This is a genomic window from Rhodococcoides kyotonense (assembly GCF_001645385.1).
Lineage (GTDB): Bacteria > Actinomycetota > Actinomycetes > Mycobacteriales > Mycobacteriaceae > Rhodococcoides > Rhodococcoides kyotonensis_B.
In genome coordinates this window covers 272,215-290,594 of sequence record NZ_LVHI01000001.1, presented here as the reverse complement: position 1 = coordinate 290,594, position 18,380 = coordinate 272,215, and the positions used below count along the sequence as shown (strand labels likewise).

Annotated in this window: 22 protein-coding genes; 3 read left to right on the top strand and 19 right to left on the bottom strand. The window is 66.7% G+C overall.

The window, feature by feature from the left end; genetic code table 11:
* Positions 1 to 13 precede the first annotated feature (13 nt).
* The 6 genes from lgt to A3K89_RS01360 form a co-directional block, all read right to left on the bottom strand.
* Positions 14 to 961 carry a prolipoprotein diacylglyceryl transferase gene (gene lgt, locus A3K89_RS01385; RefSeq protein ID WP_068420796.1) on the bottom strand — a complete coding sequence of 316 codons (948 nt, stop codon included), beginning with the start codon at positions 959 to 961 and terminating at the stop codon, positions 14 to 16.
* A complete protein-coding gene (gene trpA / locus A3K89_RS01380) occupies positions 958 to 1,758 on the bottom strand; it encodes a tryptophan synthase subunit alpha (protein WP_068420794.1) in 801 nt (266 codons plus the stop codon). The genes lgt and trpA overlap by 4 nt, the downstream gene beginning before the upstream one ends.
* Positions 1,755 to 3,068: a tryptophan synthase subunit beta gene (gene trpB, locus A3K89_RS01375; RefSeq protein WP_068420792.1), complete on the bottom strand. Its 1,314-nt coding sequence runs from the start codon at positions 3,066 to 3,068 to the stop codon at positions 1,755 to 1,757. The genes trpA and trpB overlap by 4 nt, the downstream gene beginning before the upstream one ends.
* Positions 3,069 to 3,119: 51 nt before the next feature.
* Positions 3,120 to 3,929 (bottom strand): indole-3-glycerol phosphate synthase TrpC, encoded by an 810-nt coding sequence (gene trpC / locus A3K89_RS01370; RefSeq protein ID WP_068420791.1) that lies wholly within the window; start codon positions 3,927 to 3,929, stop codon positions 3,120 to 3,122.
* Positions 3,930 to 4,006: 77 nt separating this feature from the next.
* Positions 4,007 to 4,678: a TIGR02234 family membrane protein gene (locus tag A3K89_RS01365; protein WP_068420789.1), complete on the bottom strand. Its 672-nt coding sequence runs from the start codon at positions 4,676 to 4,678 to the stop codon at positions 4,007 to 4,009.
* Positions 4,675 to 6,246, bottom strand: a complete 1,572-nt coding sequence (locus A3K89_RS01360; protein WP_068420786.1) for an anthranilate synthase component I — start codon at positions 6,244 to 6,246, stop codon at positions 4,675 to 4,677. The genes A3K89_RS01365 and A3K89_RS01360 overlap by 4 nt, the downstream gene beginning before the upstream one ends.
* A gap of 56 nt (positions 6,247 to 6,302) precedes the next feature.
* Here A3K89_RS01360 and A3K89_RS01355 point away from each other — a divergent pair, with 56 nt between their 5' ends.
* On the top strand, positions 6,303 to 6,767 hold the full coding sequence (locus A3K89_RS01355; RefSeq protein ID WP_068420785.1) for a peroxiredoxin: 465 nt from the start codon (positions 6,303 to 6,305) through the stop codon (positions 6,765 to 6,767).
* Between the two features lie 93 nt (positions 6,768 to 6,860).
* Entirely contained in the window at positions 6,861 to 7,358 is a 498-nt protein-coding gene (locus tag A3K89_RS01350; protein WP_068420784.1) for a MarR family winged helix-turn-helix transcriptional regulator, read from the top strand.
* A 169-nt stretch (positions 7,359 to 7,527) separates the two neighbouring features.
* On the opposite strand, the gene hisI is transcribed toward A3K89_RS01350, so the two are convergent.
* The 13 genes from hisI to A3K89_RS01285 all read right to left on the bottom strand — a co-directional run bounded on the left by hisI (position 7,528) and on the right by A3K89_RS01285 (position 17,665).
* On the bottom strand, positions 7,528 to 7,866 hold the full coding sequence (hisI, locus tag A3K89_RS01345; protein ID WP_068420782.1) for a phosphoribosyl-AMP cyclohydrolase: 339 nt from the start codon (positions 7,864 to 7,866) through the stop codon (positions 7,528 to 7,530).
* A gap of 34 nt (positions 7,867 to 7,900) precedes the next feature.
* The gene (hisF, locus tag A3K89_RS01340; RefSeq protein WP_068420779.1) at positions 7,901 to 8,674 is read right to left on the bottom strand and encodes an imidazole glycerol phosphate synthase subunit HisF; all 774 of its coding nucleotides are present in this window, start codon (positions 8,672 to 8,674) and stop codon (positions 7,901 to 7,903) included.
* Entirely contained in the window at positions 8,671 to 9,501 is an 831-nt protein-coding gene (locus A3K89_RS01335; protein WP_068420777.1) for an inositol monophosphatase family protein, read from the bottom strand. The genes hisF and A3K89_RS01335 overlap by 4 nt, the downstream gene beginning before the upstream one ends.
* 6 nt (positions 9,502 to 9,507) lie before the next feature.
* Positions 9,508 to 10,242: a bifunctional 1-(5-phosphoribosyl)-5-((5-phosphoribosylamino)methylideneamino)imidazole-4-carboxamide isomerase/phosphoribosylanthranilate isomerase PriA gene (priA, locus tag A3K89_RS01330; RefSeq protein ID WP_068420775.1), complete on the bottom strand. Its 735-nt coding sequence runs from the start codon at positions 10,240 to 10,242 to the stop codon at positions 9,508 to 9,510.
* 44 nt (positions 10,243 to 10,286) lie between these two features.
* On the bottom strand, positions 10,287 to 10,502 hold the full coding sequence (locus A3K89_RS01325; protein ID WP_068420773.1) for a hypothetical protein: 216 nt from the start codon (positions 10,500 to 10,502) through the stop codon (positions 10,287 to 10,289).
* A gap of 13 nt (positions 10,503 to 10,515) precedes the next feature.
* Positions 10,516 to 11,145 carry an imidazole glycerol phosphate synthase subunit HisH gene (gene hisH / locus A3K89_RS01320; RefSeq protein ID WP_068420771.1) on the bottom strand — a complete coding sequence of 210 codons (630 nt, stop codon included), beginning with the start codon at positions 11,143 to 11,145 and terminating at the stop codon, positions 10,516 to 10,518.
* Complete coding sequence (locus tag A3K89_RS01315) at positions 11,142 to 12,266, bottom strand: MFS transporter (RefSeq protein WP_068420974.1); 1,125 nt, start codon at positions 12,264 to 12,266, stop codon at positions 11,142 to 11,144. The genes hisH and A3K89_RS01315 overlap by 4 nt, the downstream gene beginning before the upstream one ends.
* Positions 12,267 to 12,312: 46 nt before the next feature.
* A complete protein-coding gene (gene hisB, locus A3K89_RS01310) occupies positions 12,313 to 12,939 on the bottom strand; it encodes an imidazoleglycerol-phosphate dehydratase HisB (RefSeq protein WP_068420769.1) in 627 nt (208 codons plus the stop codon).
* Complete coding sequence (locus A3K89_RS01305; protein ID WP_068420768.1) at positions 12,936 to 14,084, bottom strand: histidinol-phosphate transaminase; 1,149 nt, start codon at positions 14,082 to 14,084, stop codon at positions 12,936 to 12,938. The genes hisB and A3K89_RS01305 overlap by 4 nt, the downstream gene beginning before the upstream one ends.
* On the bottom strand, positions 14,081 to 15,421 hold the full coding sequence (gene hisD, locus A3K89_RS01300) for a histidinol dehydrogenase (RefSeq protein ID WP_068420766.1): 1,341 nt from the start codon (positions 15,419 to 15,421) through the stop codon (positions 14,081 to 14,083). The genes A3K89_RS01305 and hisD overlap by 4 nt, the downstream gene beginning before the upstream one ends.
* Before the next feature lie 58 nt (positions 15,422 to 15,479).
* A complete protein-coding gene (locus A3K89_RS01295; RefSeq protein ID WP_068420764.1) occupies positions 15,480 to 15,998 on the bottom strand; it encodes a DinB family protein in 519 nt (172 codons plus the stop codon).
* Between the two features lie 28 nt (positions 15,999 to 16,026).
* Complete coding sequence (locus A3K89_RS01290; protein ID WP_371828774.1) at positions 16,027 to 17,064, bottom strand: alpha/beta hydrolase; 1,038 nt, start codon at positions 17,062 to 17,064, stop codon at positions 16,027 to 16,029.
* A 133-nt stretch (positions 17,065 to 17,197) separates the two neighbouring features.
* A complete protein-coding gene (locus A3K89_RS01285) occupies positions 17,198 to 17,665 on the bottom strand; it encodes an SRPBCC family protein (protein WP_068420761.1) in 468 nt (155 codons plus the stop codon).
* Between the two features lie 81 nt (positions 17,666 to 17,746).
* Between A3K89_RS01285 and rhtB the strand changes: the two genes are divergently transcribed.
* Positions 17,747 to 18,379, top strand: coding sequence for a homoserine/homoserine lactone efflux protein (gene rhtB, locus A3K89_RS01280; RefSeq protein WP_068420760.1), 633 nt, complete (start codon positions 17,747 to 17,749; stop codon positions 18,377 to 18,379).
* The last annotated feature ends 1 nt before the right edge of the window (position 18,380 follow it).

The window sequence follows — 18,380 nt, the reverse complement described above, 5'->3', positions numbered from 1 at the left end:
CATGTGAGTCGGTTCAGTTCTCGGGTGTGCGTTCCGCGGCGTCGTCGGCTGTTTCGTCGGTCGCCGCGTTCTCCTCCTCGGCGCCCTTGGACACCAGGGTCGACGGCTCCTCGCGCCCCTTCTTGGCCAGCACGACGTACGCCACCGCGAGCACGAAGACGATGGCCGAGGTGAACGAGTTGATGCGAATGCCTGCGATGTGCGTCGCGTAGTCGTCTCGCATGAGCTCGACCCAGAATCGACCCGCACAGTAACCGGCGACGTAGAGCGCGAACAGGCGTCCGTGGCCGATGGAGAACCGCTTGTCCACGATGACGAGAACCACGACGACCGCGAGGCTCCACAGGAGCTCGTACAAGAACGTCGGGTGGACGACCCTCTCGACGAGTCCCGTCGACACACCGGACAGCGAATCGATGCGGCCGTTCGCGTCGGCGCGTTCGTAGATTTCGAGACCCCACGGCACCGTGGTCTCGCGGCCGTACAGCTCCTGGTTGAAGTAGTTGCCGATGCGGCCGATCGCCTGTGCCAGCAGGATCGGGGGTGCCACGGCGTCGCCGAACGCGGGCAGCGGAATACCGCGTCTGCGGCACGCGATCCAGGCGCCGACGCCACCGAGCAGTACGGCGCCCCAGATTCCGAGGCCACCCTCCCAGACCTTCAGCGCTCGAATCGGGTCACCGCCCGCACCGAAGTACGTGGTCCAGTCCGTGGCGACGTGGTAGAGCCGCCCGCCGATCAGGCCGAACGGGACGGCCCACACCGCGACGTCGAGAACCGTTCCCTTGGTTCCTCCGCGAGCGACCCAGCGACGGTCACCCCAGATGATCGCGACGACGATGCCGAGAACGATGAACAGCGCGTAGGCCCGCAATGCGAGCGGACCCACGTACCAGACGCCCTGCGGCGGGCTGGGAATGTAGGCAAGGACAGAGGTCGACGACGCAAGGGCGGAAGTCACGACGACACGTTAGCCGAACGGACGCCCTCGGCGAGTTCGCTCGTGAGCGAGGCGACAGCATCCAGTCCGTTGTCGACCGCGCTGACCAGAGCGGAACCGACGATGACCGCGTCGGCGTAGCGGGCGATCTCGGCGGCCTGCGCGCCCGAACGCACACCGAGTCCGACGCCGATCGGAATGTCGGAGTGAGCGCGGATGCGCTTCGTCAGTTCGGGAGCGGCCGACGACACGGCGTCGCGTGCGCCGGTCACGCCCATCGTCGAGGCGGCGTAGACGAAACCACTGCTCAGTTCGACCGTGCTGGCGAGACGCTCCTCCGTGGACGACGGCGCGACGAGGAAGATGCGATCGAGATCGTGTGCCTTCGACGCCTCCAGCCACTCCCCTGCTTCGTCGGGAATGAGGTCGGGAGTGATGATGCCGAGTCCGCCTGCGTTCGCGAGATCCCGCGCGAACCGATCTATTCCGTAGCGCAGCACCAGATTCCAGTACGTCATGACGACCGCGCTACCACCCGCCGCCGACACCTTCTCGACGACCGTGAAGACGTCCTTGACCTTGACACCCGCGCGCAATGCCGTGTCGGCGGCCGCCTGGATGGTCGGGCCGTCCATGACCGGGTCGGAATACGGGATTCCGACCTCGACGATGTCGCAACCGGACTTCACCATGGTCTCGAGAACCTCGATCGACCCTTCGACCGTCGGGAAACCGGCCGGCAGGTAACCGACGAGCGCTGCGCGGTTCTCGGCGCGAGTCTTCTCGAATGTGGCTGCGAGCCCTGAACGTTCGGTCATTCCTGCGCACCCTTCTCGGCGTCCACGTGTGCTTCGCCATCGCTGTCGACCAGCCCGAACCATTCGGCTGCGGTGTCGACGTCCTTGTCGCCGCGGCCGGACAGGTTCACGAGCACGATCTTGCCTTCGCCCAGTTCCTTGCCGAGCTTCAGCGCACCGGCGACCGCGTGCGCCGACTCGATGGCCGGGATGATGCCCTCGGTCCGGCTGAGCAGCTTGAAGGCATCCATCGCTTCGGTGTCGGTGATCCCGCGGTACTCCGCGCGTCCGAGATCGTTGAGATGCGAGTGCTCCGGGCCGACGCCCGGGTAGTCCAGACCTGCCGAGATCGAGTGCGACTCGATGGTCTGGCCGTCCTCGTCCTGCAGCAGGTAGGAGTACGCGCCGTGCAGGGCTCCCGGGGTACCGCCGCTGATCGTGGCTGCGTGACGACCTGTCTCGACGCCGTCACCCGCGGCCTCGAAGCCCACGAGACGAACCGACGGATCGTCGATGAACGCGTGGAAGATGCCGATCGCGTTCGAGCCGCCGCCGACGCACGCGGCGATGGCGTCGGGAAGCCGTCCTGTCGACGCCTGAACCTGTTGTCGCGCTTCGAGTCCGATGATGCGCTGGAAGTCGCGGACCATCAGCGGGAACGGGTGCGGTCCGGCGACCGTGCCGAAGCAGTAGTAGGTGTCGTGAGCGTTGGTGACCCAGTCGCGCAGTGCTTCGTTGATCGCATCCTTCAGTGTGCGCGAACCCGACTTGACCGCAACGACACTGGACCCGAGCAGCCGCATCCGTGCGACGTTCAGTGCCTGACGCTCGGTGTCGACCTCGCCCATGTACACGACACAGTCGAGCCCGAGCAGGGCGCATGCGGTAGCCGTCGCGACACCGTGCTGGCCTGCACCCGTCTCGGCAATGACGCGTGTCTTGCCCATCCGCTTGGCGAGCAGAACCTGACCGAGGACGTTGTTGATCTTGTGAGAACCCGTGTGGTTGAGGTCTTCTCGCTTCAGCAGGATTCGCGCGCCACCCGCATGCTCGGACAGCCGCGTCGCCTCGAACACCGGCGACGGACGGCCCGTGTAGTCGCGCTGCAGTCGATCGAGCTCGCCGAGGAATTCGTTGTCGCTACGCACCTTGTCGTACTCGGCGGAGACTTCCTCGATGACGCCCATGAGCGCCTCGGGAACGAACCGTCCACCGTAGACACCGAAATGCCCGCCGAAGTCGGGATTGTGCTGACTACGGTCGGTGACACCCGCGCTGGTCTCCGGGAGGTCACCGCCCTTGAAACGAGGGCTCTGAAGGTTGCTGCTCACCCGTCCAGTCTGCCCCAGCCGTCACCGGCGGCAGCGTTCGGGTCTACCGTTTCAGCGGGCAGGCTTGGGGCAGGAAGGGTGGGTTCCCGCGGTGACCAGATCGGAGACCGCGGTACGAGGATCGCCGCTGGTGACAAGCCCCTCGCCGACGAGCACCGCGTCGGCACCCGCGCCCGCGTACGCGAGAAGATCCGCCGTGCCCCTGACGCCCGATTCGGCGACGCGGATGACTTCGCTCGGCAGTCCGGGAGCGATGCGCGAGAACGCGTCACGATCGATTTCCAACGTCTTCAAGTCACGCGCGTTGATGCCGATGACGCGTGCACCCGCTTCGAGCGCACGATCCGCTTCGGCTTCGGTGTGCACCTCGACGAGGGCGGTCATGCCGAGCGACTCGGTGCGATCGAGGAGCGAGGTGAGCGCATGCTGGTCGAGTGCGGCGACGATCAACAGGATGACGTCGGCACCGTGGGCCCGAGCTTCGTGGATCTGATACGGACCGACGATGAAGTCCTTGCGCAGCACCGGAATACTGACGGCCTTGCGCACCGCGTCCAGGTCGGCGAGCGAACCGTGGAATCGACGCTCCTCGGTGAGAACGCTGATGACGCGCGCGCCACCCTGCTCGTAGGCCTGAGCAAGAACCGCAGGATCACCGATCTCGGCGAGGGCGCCCTTCGACGGGCTCGCGCGCTTGACCTCGGCGATGACGCCGATGCCGTCCTCGTGCAATGCAGCGGTCGCGTCCAGTGCCGCAGGCGCCTTCAGCGCAGCGGCCTTCACGGAAGCGAAGTCGACAATGGATTCTCGCGCTGCGACGTCGGCACGCACACCGTCCAGAATCGAATCGAGAACAGTCATGGTGGCCCGAGTCCTTTCCCATCGGTGACCTGATGTGAGGAAGCTCATCGAGGTCTTCCCTAGCGTAGAGGGCGGTTTCAGTGATCGTTCCTCGGGGTCCTATCGGTCGGATCCTCCCCCGCATCGAGCGCGTCCCACAGCATCCGCTCGGTCAAGTCATCCCCCTCACCGTTCGCGTCGGCGCGTTCCGACGCAGTCCTCGCGCGCTCGGCGGCCTCGTCGCGCCGCGCGGCAGGAGCGTCGTACTTCGACGACAATACCTTCCGAGAGGTTGGTTTTCGTAGCAGAACGATCGCGGCGACCAGAGCGCACACGGCCCCGATCAGCGCCAGCGCTGCCGGGAGCAGAGAGGTCTGCGTCGACGTCACCTCGGCGCGGGTCGGGAGTTCGGCGACGCTCGACGCCTCGTCCGCCGACACGTCACCGAACAATGCGCCGACTGCCGGAACGGCAGCGGCGACGGCGACGAGTGCGACGAGAACCGCCAGAACCCGTGACGCCCACCCCTTGACGGCGAATTGCGCGGCCACCGCCGCGACGAGCGCAAGCGCCAGGGGCGTCGACGCGGCCGCCCACGTGCTACCGAGGAGTTCGGTCGTGCGGGCCTCGCCCAGACCGTCCGACGAGGTGACCGTCACCCACGTCATTCGCGAGCTGCCCCACAGGCACGCAGCACCGACGAGCAGAAGAACCACCGACACGGCCGTCGCGCGGGCTCCCGTGCCTCGTCGCTGCGTCGCCGACGTCACGGGTGATCGCCTCTCACGGCTCGGAGGGATTCGGCGGCGGCCACCGCGCCCAGAACGGCCATCGCCTTGTTCTTGGCCTCGGTGTCCTCGTATTCGGCCACCGAATCGGCGACGACGCCTGCCCCCGCCTGCACGTACGCGGTGCCGTCCTTCATCAGGGCCGTGCGAATGGCGATCGCAGTGTCCGCATCGCCCGAGAAATCAAGATAGCCGACGATGCCGCCGTAGATCCCGCGTCGGGTCGGCTCCAGCTCGTCGATCAGTTCCATCGCGCGCACCTTGGGCGCACCGGACAGTGTTCCGGCCGGGAAGCACGCCTTGACGGCGTCGAGCGCCTGCCGTCCGTCGGCGAGATGTCCGGTCACGGTGGACACGAGGTGCATGACGTGGCTGTAACGCTCGATGTGTCGATAGTCGTTGACGCGCACCGTCCCGGGCGTGCAGACGCGGCCCAGGTCGTTGCGTCCCAGATCCACGAGCATGAGGTGCTCGGCGTTCTCCTTCTCGTCGGCGAGCAGGTCCTTCTCGAGCAGGACGTCCTCTTCCTCCGATTTACCGCGCCACCTGGTGCCTGCGATGGGATGCGTCGTCGCGACACCGTCGACGACGGTGACGAGCGCTTCCGGGCTCGACCCGACGATCGAGAACGCCGTCTCGCCGTCTGCGCCCGGCACGTGCATCAAGTACATGTACGGACTCGGGTTCGATGCGCGGAGCATCCGATAAACGTCGATCGGCGCTGCCTCGGTGTCCATCTCGAACCGCTGCGACAGCACGACCTGGAAGGCCTCGCCCGCCTCGATCTCCTCGACGAGACGACGGACGTCCTTGCCGAAGCCTTCGGAGGTGCGCTGACGCCGATAGTTCGGGGTCGGGCGCGACATCGTCGAGACGGTCGACGGTGCAGGTGCGGCCAGGTCCGCGCACATCCGGTCGAGGCGTGCCACCGCGTCGTCGTACGCCTCGTCGACGCGCTCGTCCGTGCCGTCCCAGTTGACAGCGTTCGCGATCAAGGTGATCGCACCCTCGTGATGATCCACCGCCGCCAGATCCGTGGCGAGGAGCATCAGCATCTCGGGGACCCGAAGGTCGTCCTCCGCATGCTCGGGCAGGCGTTCGATGCGACGGACCGCGTCGTACCCCATGTACCCGACCATTCCGCCGGTCAGCGGGGGCAGCCCGGGGAGGCGCTCGGACCGCAGAAACTCCAGCGTGCGGCCCAGCACGTCGAGCGGATTTCCACCCGACGGCACGCCCGCCGGCACGTTTCCGCGCCAGACGGCGTCTCCGTTCTCCACGGTCAGCGCCGCCGGTGTGCCCGCACCGATGAACGACCAGCGTGACCAGGAGCGGCCGTTCTCCGCGGATTCGAACAGGAACGTCCCAGGGCGGTCGCCGCCGAGCTTGCGGTACGCCGACAACGGCGTCTCCGAATCCGCCAGCACCTTGCGAACGACGGGCACGACGCGATGTTCGGCGGCAAGTGCCCGAAACACCTCCCGCGTGGTCGTCGAGGACGAGTCGGCAGGTTGCGTCGCACCGGGCAGTGTCGTGGTCTCGCCATGCATGACTTCATCATCCCAGGTGCCGCACGCACGCCGTGTCGCGCGGTAGCCTGCGTGGCATGAAACCAGGTGACAGCGTCCCGGACTTCACGCTTCCCGACCAGACGGGCACCCCGCAGTCCCTCGACGGGCTGTTGCGGAACGGCCCGGTCGTCCTGTTCTTCTATCCCGCCGCCTTCACCCCCGGCTGCACCGCCGAGGCATGTCACTTCCGAGATCTGGCAGCCGAGTTCGCCGAAGTGGGCGCGACTCGGGTCGGAATCAGCACCGACGCCGTCGCCAAGCAGTCGGACTTCGCCGCGGACAAGGGGTTCGACTACCCGCTGCTGTCCGACTCCGACGGTGCCGTGGCCACGGCGTTCGGCGTCAAGCGCGGGTTGCTCGGGAAGTTGTCACCGGTCAAGCGGGCGACGTTCGTGATCGACACCGACCGCACCGTCCTCGAAGCCTTCAGCAGCGAATTCCGGTTCGAGGCGCACGCCGATCATGCGCTCGAGTTCCTGCGGAGTCGATCGACGCGGTAGTTCCGTACGGCGTGTGTGTGAAGCTTCAATCGAGTGGAACACTGTGACTGAGCACAACACAGTGTCTGCGTTCGATCAGGAGGGCTCACCGCGATGGACAAGTCGACGACCGAGGTCGAAGCTCGCTGGCTCAGCGACAGCCAGCAAGCCGCGTGGCGATCGTTGGTAGCCATCGTCACCCGACTACCCGCAGCGCTGGACACCCAGCTGCAGCGCGACTCCGGTCTGACTCACTTCGACTACTTCGTGCTGTCTAGCCTGTCCGAACACGCCGACCGGCGCATCCAGCTCCGTGATCTCGCCAAGATCGCGAACGCCTCGCTGTCGCGGCTGTCTCACGTCGTCACGAAACTCGAGAAGGCCGGATGGGTTCGACGCGAAAGCATCGAAGGCAGTCGGGGTTCGTATGCGGTGCTGACCGACGCAGGCATGGAGAAGGTCGTCGGCGCCGCGCCGAGCCACGTCAACACCGTGCAGGCGCTGCTTTTCGAGGGCCTCGGGCCCGATCACGTCGAACAGCTGGCCTCGCTCAGCGCCGTCATGCTCGAGCAGCTGGACAAGGGCATCGCGGAGGGGACGGGGAAGGCCTGACGGTCTGCCCCGGTTTTCCCTTCCCTTTCCCGACCGAAGGTGACTTTCGGTCACTCCGAGTGACCACGGGACGCCCTCGGTCCCGACCGCGCCGCGACCAGACCCGACCGAAGGTGACATTCGGTCACTCGGAGTGACCATGGGACGCCCTCGGTCCGCGAACGAGGGCTCAGCCCAGCAGAACGTCCGAATCGAAGCAAGTGTGCGTTCCGGTGTGGCAAGCCGCGCCGACCTGGTCGACGACGAGAAGCACGGTGTCACCGTCGCAGTCGAGGCGCACCTCGTGGACGTACTGGGTGTGCCCCGAAGTCTCGCCTTTGACCCAGTACTGCTTCCGCGACCGCGAATAGTACGTTCCCCGACGCGTCTCGAGTGTGCGGGCCAGTGCCTCGTCGTCCATCCAGGCGACCATGAGTACGTTGCCGGTGCTGCGCTCCTGCGCAACGGCGCTGAACAGCCCGGCGTCGTTACGCTTCAGCCGGGCGGCAATGGCCGGGTCCAGACTCATGCTCTCGCTCTACCTTTCGAGTTGCCGTGGACTGTCAGCGTACGACGATGCCGTCGACGCGCATCGCGTCCTTGACCTGTGGGATGGTCAGATCGCCGAAGTGGAAGACGCTCGCCGCGAGGACGGCGTCGGCTCCCGCGGTGACGGCAGGCGGAAAGTGTTCGACGGCACCCGCACCACCACTCGCGATGACGGGAACGTGGACGGCGGATCGGACTGCCGTGATCATCGGGAGGTCGAAGCCTGCCTTCGTGCCGTCGGCGTCCATCGAGTTGAGCAGAATCTCGCCGACCCCGAGCTCGGCGCCGCGCACGGCCCACTCGACAGCGTCGATTCCGGTGCCGCGCTTGCCGCCGTGGGTGGTGACCTCCCACCCCGACGGTGTGTCTTCCTGGCCGTCCGGAACCGTTCGGGCATCGACGGACAGCACGATGCACTGCGATCCGAAGCGCTCGCTCAGTTCACGCAGCAGTTCGGGTCGCGCGATGGCTGCGGTGTTCACGCTTACCTTGTCGGCGCCGGCACGCAGCAGCTTGTCGACGTCGTCGACCGTGCGCACTCCCCCGCCGACGGTCAGAGGAATGAAGACCTGTTCCGCGGTTCGACTGACGACGTCGAGCATCGTGCCTCGTGCGGCGGTCGACGCGGTGACGTCGAGGAACGTCAGCTCGTCGGCCCCCTGCGCGTCGTACGCACGGGCGAGTTCGACGGGATCGCCTGCGTCGCGCAGGTTTTCGAAGTTGACGCCCTTGACCACTCGGCCGGCATCCACGTCGAGGCACGGGATGACACGTACTGCGACGCTCATCGAACACGTCCTTCCAGGAAATCTTTCGGATCGCCGAGTGAGGCGACGACCTTCGACAGTTCTTCGTGCACCCCGGGCGATCCGGCCAACACCGAGGTGGAGTCGACGGTCCACGGGGCGCCCGCGAGGTCGGTGACGACACCGCCTGCCGCCTGCACCATCAGGGCGCCTGCGGCGTTGTCCCACGCGCGATGACCGAACACGACACAGCCGCCGAGGACACCGCTCGCGGTGTACGCGAGGTCCACCCCGGTGGCGCCGTGCATACGCAGGCGAGAAGACACCTTCGACAGTTCTTCGAGTATGCGCACGCGGTACAAGCCGGGGATACGTCCACGACTCGCGATGTTGAATGCGCCGAACCCGATCATCGAGTCCCCGAGCGCTCGGTGTTCGAGCCGCGGCAATGCCTCACCGTCGAGCCTCAACGGCCCGCCCGCGATGGCCGTGAATCGCTGACGTACCAGTGGAAGCCACGTCAACGCCAGCACCGGGACGCCGCCGTCGAGCAGTGCGAGCAAGGTACCTGCCGAGGGCAGACCGGCCGAATAGTTGAACGTCCCGTCGATCGGGTCGAGCACCCACACCGGATCGCCGTGCAGGTCGGGACCACCGAACTCTTCGCCGTGGACTTCGATTCCGGTGTGCTCGAACAGCTCCGACGTCAGTCGCTTCTCCAGTTCGAGGTCGACGGCCGTCGCGAAGTCGTCCGGGCCCTTCTGCACGGCACTCGGCGCACCGACGCCCGCGACGAATCGCTCGTGTACGCCGTCGAGCAACCGACTGGCGATGTCCAGCAGGCGCTGCGGATCCTCGGGCAGACTCATGTGCGGCTACCCGGACACTGCGGCGAGCGCGTCGGGAAGGGTGAACCGACCGGCGTAGAGGGCCTTTCCGACGATGGAACCCTCGACTCCTTGGTCGACGAGTGTGGCGATGGCACGCAGATCGTCGATCGTCGAGACACCACCGGACGCCACGACGGGCTTGTCGGTCTTGGCGCACACCTGACTCAGCAGATCGAGGTTCGGCCCCGTCAAGGTGCCGTCCTTGGACACGTCGGTAACGACATACCGCGAACATCCGTCGCGCTCGAGCCGTTCGAGGATCTCCCAGAGATCCCCACCGTCGCTGACCCACCCGCGTCCCTTGACGCGCGGGATGCCATCCTCGATACGGACGTCGAGGCCGACCGCGATGCGGTCGCCGAACTCGCCGATCGCACGCGCGCACCATTCCGGGTTCTCGATCGCGGCGGTGCCCAGATTGACTCGCGCACAACCGGTTGCGAGCGCTGCGCGCAGCGATTCGTCGTCGCGGATGCCGCCGGACAGCTCGACCTTGACGTCCAGCTCACCGACGACGTCGGCCAGCAGTTCACGGTTGGAGCCACGACCGAATGCTGCGTCGAGGTCGACGAGATGCACCCACTCGGCGCCGTCGTTCTGCCACGCCAGCGCGGCATCACGCGGGGATCCGTACTTCGTTTCGCTCCCCGCCTCTCCCTGAACGAGACGGACAGCTTCGCCGCCTGCGACGTCGACAGCAGGCAATAAGACCAGGCTCACGTGCGTTCATGCTACTGCCCGCATCCGACAATCGAGCTGCTGGGTCACTCGTCGTCGCCGAGTCCACGGCGCGTCATGCGTGTGGAGACGACGCCCATCGAGGTGATTGCCGCGGCGATACCGATCGCGACGATCACCAGACCCCAGCCCGGACCAGGTCGAACCACTGCGACGACGACGGTGGTGAGCAACAGCGCGAGAGCGGCACTGCCGAGAGAGGCGACAACGAGGCGCCCGAACGAGAACTCTCGCTCGCTCATCCCGTCGTACCGATCACAACGAGTCGACCCAGTTCTTCAGCAGCGCCGCGCCTGCGTCACCGGACTTCTCCGGGTGGAATTGGGTAGCGGACAACGGGCCGTTCTCGACGGCGGCCAGGAAGTCGCCGCCGTGGTCTGCCCACGTCAACAGCGGAGCTGCGATGGTGTCACCGACATCCATCGTCCACTTCTGCACCGCGTAGGAGTGCACGAAGTAGAACCGGGTGTCGGCGTCGATACCGTCGAACAGAACGCTCTTCTCCGGCGCGCGGACGGTGTTCCAGCCCATGTGCGGAAGCACCGGTGCGGCCAACCGTTCGACGGTGCCGGGCCACTCGCCGCAGCCGTCGGCCTCCACGCCGAATTCGACGCCCCTCTCGAACATGATCTGCATCCCGACGCAGATGCCGAGCACGGGACGTCCGCCTGCGAGGCGTTGGCCGATGATGCGGTCTCCCTTGACCCCGAGGAGACCTTCCATGCACGCCGCGAACGCGCCGACGCCGGGAACGACGAGACCGTCCGCAGCCAGAGCGGCCTTGGGGTCGTTCGTCACCTCGACGTCCGCTCCGACGCGGTCGAGTGCGCGCTTGGCCGAGTGAAGATTGCCCGAGCCGTAGTCGAGCAGGGCCACAGATTTCATGGCCCGAGTCTATCCGCCTGCATTCGTCGCGACGTCGCCACCACCACGGCCATCAGGAACGCGACCACGGCGACCATCGCGAATCCGCCGGTGTAGCCGGTTGTTCCGACGACGAGGCCGAGCGTCATCGCGCCCGCGCCGGTGCCTGCGTCGAATCCGATGTTCCAGGCGGCGCTGGCCTGGCTGTAGCGCTCGCGGCCCGCGGCGTCGAACGCCATCACCAAGCTGTCGTTCTGCGTCGCGCCGTACCCGAGTCCGAACAGCACCGCCGCGGCCATGAACACGACCGCAGGGTTGGTCTCGAACACGGCGAACGCGAACACCGCGACACCGCCACCGACGAGCGCCAGGGCTGGTGCCAGTGCCCGACCGATTCCGATGTGGTCGGCGATCACGCCGGCACCGTAGCGTCCGACGAGCATCGCGACACTGACGACCGACAGCGCGACGCCGATCATCGACTCGCGCCCCGGTTCCGCGATCGGCAGCAGACTCGACAGCCCGCCGAACGACGCCGACGCGGCCGCGATGGCGAGACACGGGATCAGCAGCCGTCCGAATCCGCGACGCGATGTCCGCGGCTCGCCGCGTGCGGGCACCACAGGGCGAATCGGGGGCAGAAACACGATGGCCACGAGTCCGAGCAGCGGAACCGCCGCGCCGATCAGGAACACCGAAGTCGGGGACACCGCGAACAACGCCAACCCGGCGGGAAGCGTCACGGCTTGGGACAGCGCGACGGCTATGCCCTGGGCGCCGGTCGCACGACCGAGTTGCGCAGGAGGCGCCAGTTCCGCGACGAGCGCCGACGCCGCCACCGTCAACATGCCGAACCCGATGCCTCGCACCGCCGACACACTCAGCGCAGGAATCACGTCCACCGACAGCGCGAACGACGCCGCGGGCGCACCGAGCAAGATGCACCCGGCCGCCAGGACGAGACGGTGACCGAATCGAGCCAACATGCGCGGCACGAACAGCTGTGTCGCGACCGTCGTCGCCATGAAGATCGCGGTACTCGCGCCGGCGACGGCGTCGGACCCGCCTGCGACGGACACGGCCAACGGAACGACGGGAAGGAGAAGTCCCCATCCCCCGAACGCGGCAGCACCCATCGCCATCGCGGCGGGCAGACCGCGAATGGACAGCAGCGACGTCAAGCGGACGTCACAGACTTCCCTTGGTCGACGGAATCCCGCTGACCCGAGGGTCGAACTCGACGGCCTGCCGCAGCGCACGCGCGACGGCCTTGAACTCCGCTTCGGTGATGTGGTGCGGATCGCGTCCGTAGAGAACTCGAACATGCAGCGCGATACGAGCATTCATCGCGAGCGACTCGAACACGTGCCGGTTGATGACCGTCGAGTAGGGCACGCCGGGGTAGCCGCCGATGACCGAGTGCACGAGGTAGTCCGGCTCACCGGTGTGCACGCAGTACGGCCGACCCGAGACGTCGACGGATGCGTGGACCTGCGTCTCGTCCATCGGAATGAACGCGTCGCCGAAGCGGGTGATACCCGACTTGTCGCCGAGCGCCTGGCCGAGCGCCTGACCGAGCACGATGGCGGTGTCCTCGACGGTGTGGTGTGCGTCGATCTCGACGTCGCCCTTCGCGTGCACGGTGAGATCGAACCGAGCGTGCGTACCCAGCGCCGTCAGCATGTGATCGAAGAACGCGACACCCGTCGAGATGTCGACCGTGCCCGTGCCGTCGAGGTTCAGTTCGACGGTGATGTCGGACTCTTTGGTCGCGCGCTCGATGCGGGCGATCCTGGGTGATGCTGCCGTGGTCATCGGCTGGCCTCCGGTTGCGTTGTGATCGTGACGAGTTCGTCTCGAACCAGTTGTGCACTGACGTCGAGGAACCGGTCGTTCTCGGTGTCGAGTCCGATGGTGGTGCGTAGATATCCGGGAATGCCGACGTCGCGGATCAGCACGCCCTCGTCGAGGTAGCGCTTCCAGGTGGCAGCAGCGTTCGAGAACCGGCCGAACAGAACGAAATTGGCGTCGCTCGGTACGACGTCGAAACCGTAGCTCGTCAATGCTGCCATCACGCGGTCACGCTCGGACGACAGCTGCGCGACGCTACCGAGCGTCTCCGACGCGTGCCGCAGCGCCGCGAGTGCGGCGGCCTGAGTGACGACCGACAGGTGATACGGCAAGCGCACCAACAACATCGCGTCGACGACGGCAGGAGCTGCCACGAGGTAGCCGAGCCTCCCGCCCGCGAACGCGAACGCCTTGCTCATCGTGCGGCTCACGACGAGTTTGGTCGGGTAGTCGTCGATCAGCCCGATCGCGCTGCGCAGCGACGAGAACTCGGCGTACGCCTCGTCCACGATGACGATTCCGCCCGCCGCATCGAGAATTCGTCGCAGGTCGGACTCGGCGATGCTGTGGCCGGTCGGGTTGTTGGGGCTCGTCACGAACACGACGTCGGGCTGACGCGCCTCGATCGCCGAGACCGCGTAGTCGACGTCGAGCGAGAAGTCGTCGCGACGCATCGCCTCGATCCACTCGGTCTGGGTGCCCGACGAGATGATCGGGTGCATCGAGTACGACGGCACGAAACCGAGCGACGAGCGTCCCGGTCCACCGAATGCCTGCAGCAGCTGCTGCAGAATCTCGTTGGAGCCGTTGGCCGCCCACACGTTGGCGACGTCGACGGCGAATCCGGTCTGTCCCGTCAGGTAGTCGGCCAGCGCAGTGCGCAATTCGACGGCGTCTCTATCCGGGTACCGGTGCAACTGAGTCGCGGCGACGCGCACCGACTCGGCGACATCGTCGACGAGTGCCTGCGTCGGCGGGTGCGGGTTCTCGTTCGTGTTGAGCTGTACCGGAACCGTCAGCTGCGGCGCACCGTATGCGGACTTACCGCGCAAGCTGTCTCGGATCGGCAGGTCGTCGAGCGAAACAGACCGGCCGGCAACGGAACTCACGAGGTCAGTCCTTCGAATCGGAGGCGGACGGCTTCGCCGTGGGCGGGCAGGTCCTCGGCGTTCGCCAGGGCGATCACGTGACCTGCAACATCTTTCAGGGCCGCTTCCGAATAGTCGACGACGTGAATGCCGCGCAAGAAGGTCTGCACGCTGAGCCCCGACGAGTGCCGTGCGCACCCGGCGGTCGGCAGCACGTGATTGGACCCTGCGCAGTAGTCACCGAGACTGACGGGCGACCAGGCGCCGACGAACACCGCTCCGGCGCTTCGTACCCGAGCAGCCACCGCCGACGCGTCCTCGGTCTGAATCTCGAGGTGTTCGGCGGCATAGGCGTCGACGACGCGCAACCCCTGGTCGATGCCGTCGACCAGGACGATGCCCGACTGCGCACCCGAGAGCGCCGTCGTCACTCGCTCGGCATGCCTGGTGAATTCCAGCTGGGCCGACAACGCCGCGTCGACCGCGTCCGCGAGTTCGGTGCTCGTGGTCACCAGCACACTTGCCGCCATGACGTCGTGCTCGGCTTGGCTGATCATGTCCGCTGCCACGTGCACCGGATCGGCCGACGCGTCGGCCAGGATCGCGATCTCCGTCGGGCCCGCCTCGGCGTCGATACCGACCACGCCACGGCACAACCGCTTCGCAGCAGTGACGTAGATGTTGCCGGGGCCGGTGATCAGATCCACCGGGGCCAGCTCGGCGCCGTCGGTGTCGGTGCCGCCGTAGGTCAGCAGAGCGACGCCCTGGCCACCGCCGACAGCCCACACCTCGTCGACACCCAACAGCTGCGCGGCAGCAAGGATCGTCGGGTGCGGCAGACCGCCGAACTCCGCCTGCGGGGGCGACGCGACGACGAGCGAGCCGACGCCCGCGGTCTGCGCGGGCACCACGTTCATGACCACCGACGACGGGTAGACGGCGTTACCACCGGGCACGTACAGCCCCACGCGGTCGACGGGAATCCATCGCTCGGTCACAGTGCCCCCGGGGACGACCTCGGTCGTCGTGTCCGTCCGGCGCTGATCTGCATGCACGACGCGGGTACGCGTGATCGCGACCTCCAGCGCCTCACGCACCGTAGGATCGAGCTCGTCGAGCGCCTTGACCAGCGCCTCGGCCGGCACCCGCACCCGATCGGGGCGAACACCGTCGAACTGCTCGCTGTACTCGAGGGCCGCGTCGACACCACGATCGCGGACCGCGTCGACGACCGGGCGAACATGATGCAGCACCGCGTCGACATCCACTCCGCCTCGTGGGAGAGCGCCGCGTAGTTCGGCGGTGGATGGAGTTCGGCCGCGTAGATCCACGCGGGCGAGCTCGATGCGGGCAGGCATAGTGACCCCTTCGGAAAGTCGTATGGTGTAACTCAAGGATAGTTCGCGTGATTTTCGGCTATCGCCGCACGTCCCACAGATGATGGACCGGGTCGTGGATGTAGTACTGCGCCAGTGTCCGGATGGTGAACCGCGCGCCGTCACTCCGCCGACCGGTTCGCGACAGATCGGCATCCGGCACCGCGTCGAACGCGTCCGCGAGGGCGCGTGCCGCGTCGGCGAGTTCGACCGCCACCGTGGCCGGGTCCTGCGCGTTGTAGTCGTCCTCGATCGCCGTCGCGTCCTGGTCCCAGTTCTCGAACAGAGGGTCGTCCTCGGTACGCACCAGATCGAGGCGCGTCAGAAACTTCCGGTGGACGTCGCGGACGTGCGCGCCGTACTCCAGTCGCGACCAGGTCTGCTCGTCCGGTCGCTGTGCGACGTGTGGGGACGACAGGACGTCCGCCCAGGCGTCGACGTCGGCTCTGATCAATGCGGGGATGTCGCGAAACGAGACGTCGCCGGCGAAGAACCCGCAGTCGGGACACTGCCGCTCGAGGACCCAGGTCCAGTTCTTCGTGTCGGGAACGATTGCCATGCCGAAAAGTCTAGATCCCTGCGGCCCCTCAGATTCCCATCGAGCGCGCGAGCATCGGCCACGACGCGTGCAGGTCGTCCTGCCAGTAACCCCACGAGTGCGTGCCGACGGGACGGAAGTCGACCTGGGCCGGGATGCCGAGGCGGTAGAGCTCCTTGGCCATGTTCGACGTGCAGAAGTTGACGACGGCTTCGATTCCGCCGCCGACGATCAGCTGGTCGGGGAACAACCGGGCCTTGCCCTCGGCAAAGCGCGGGTTCAGTGGGGTGTCGTGCGGGATGCCGGGAAGGCCGGTACCGGTGCTCATGTAGATCTCGGTGCCGCGCAGCTGCTCGGCGTGCAGGATCGGGTCGTTCTCGCGCCACACCGGTCCGTCGAGCGGACCCCACATGTTCTCGACGTTGCCGCCGCCGTACGTCTCCACCACGAGCTTGACGAACTGCTGCGAGAGCGGGTCCGACGTCTGAGCGCAGCCGCTGTACGCCGCGACGCCGCGGTACTGGCCGGGGTAGGCGATCGCCAGGTTCAGCACGGAGGTACCCGACATCGACAGTGCGGCGATGGACTGAACACCGTTGGTGTCGAACTGCGCGTCGATCAGCGGCGGCAGCTCCTCGCCGATGAAGGTCTGCCACTTGTTGCGGCCGAGAACCGGGTCGTCGGCGATCCAGTCCGTGTAGTACGACCACTTGCCTTCCTGCGGAGTGACGACGAAGGCATTCTTGTCCTGGAAGAACTGCACGCTGTCGGTCTGCGACTGCCAGGACGCCGAGTCCTCGCCGCCGCCTGCGCCGTTGAGCAGATAAAGCACCGGCCGGGACACCGAGCCGTCGGCCGGTGTCATGACCTGGACAGGGATCGTGCGGTCCATCGCGGCGGAGTAGATCTCGAGCTTCAGCTGACGGTCGTCGATGCGCGTCGCGGAGGTGATGTACGACCCGTCGGCGGACGACGCGGCAGCGACCGGAAGGTCCTCGGCAGCAGCGGAGCTCACTCCGGCGATCGAGGGAGTGAGCACACACAGCAGTGCTGCGGTACACGTCGCGATGGCTCGCCTGGTGTTCACATGAATCCCTTCCGCCACATCCTGCAACCGTGTCCACTGATTGGTGCGGCGAACAGTATCACCGAAAAAGGGCGAAACCGACGGGAACGGATTTCGAGACGAATCCGTCACCGCCGGTTCACCGCACCGTCTTTCAGGCGTACTGCCGCGCCAGCTTCTCCAGGGTCGAACTGATTCCCTTGGCGTTCTGCTGCGGCATCTTGAAGATTTCCAGCACCTTCGGCGCCTTCGCGGTGCCGTACTGGAACGACTCCGTCACAGTGGTGACGCCGGGCTGTTTCTCGTCGAACTCCCACCGCCACGTGTGGCCCATGGGGTGTCGCCACTCGACGACCTTCGAGGTGCTCTCGTCGACGAAATCCGTCACCGTGCTCGTGATCTTGTAGGGCACCCCGTACTGCTTCATGCCGACCGAGAACTTCGCCCCACGGCTCAGCCGATCGGGGCCGTTCACCGTGTCCTTCACGGTTCCGGATCCGTCGAGCTCTCCATGCCGGTGCGGGTTCGCCACCTTCGCGAACAGTTCTTCGGCCGACGCGTTGACGTCCACCTGGCGAGCCACGACGCGGTCGCCTCTGTCGATCGTGCGTATCGAAACCATGTCTGCTCACGTACCCCGGCGCGGAGAACTTCACTCTCGGGCGATTCGACCGGCACGGCATACACATAGTTCAATAGGCCGATGACCTGGCATGTGTGGCTGGCTTTCCTCGGCGCGAGCGTCGTCATCAGTCTCTCCCCCGGCGCGGGAGCGATCGCGTCGATGTCGACCGGCCTTCGCCACGGACTCCGACGCGGATACTGGAACATCTTCGGCCTGCAGATCGGGTTGCTCCTGCAGATCGCCATCGTCGCCGTCGGTCTGGGCGCGGTTCTCGCCAACTCGGCGCTCGCGTTCACCGTCATCAAATGGTTCGGCGTCGCCTACCTCGTCTACCTCGGCATTCGCCAGTGGCGCGCGGCCCCCACCGAGATCGACGGCGCGACGCCCGTCGCCGATCGTGGTGTCACGATGCTCGTGCGCGGGTTCCTCGTCAACGCGAGCAACCCGAAAGCCGTCGTGTTCATGCTCGCGGTGCTCCCCCAGTTCCTCGATCCGTCGAGTCCCCTGCTGCCGCAGTACCTCGTCATCGCCGCGACGATGGTCGCCGTCGACATGCTGGTGATGACGGGTTACACGTCGCTGGCCTCACGCGTGCTGCGCGTGATGCGGTCGCGTCGTCAGCAGGTCGGCGTCAACCGCACGTTCGCCGGGTTGTTCTTCGTCGCGGCGTCGTTCCTGGCCACGATCCGACGCGCCGCACCCGCGGCCTGAT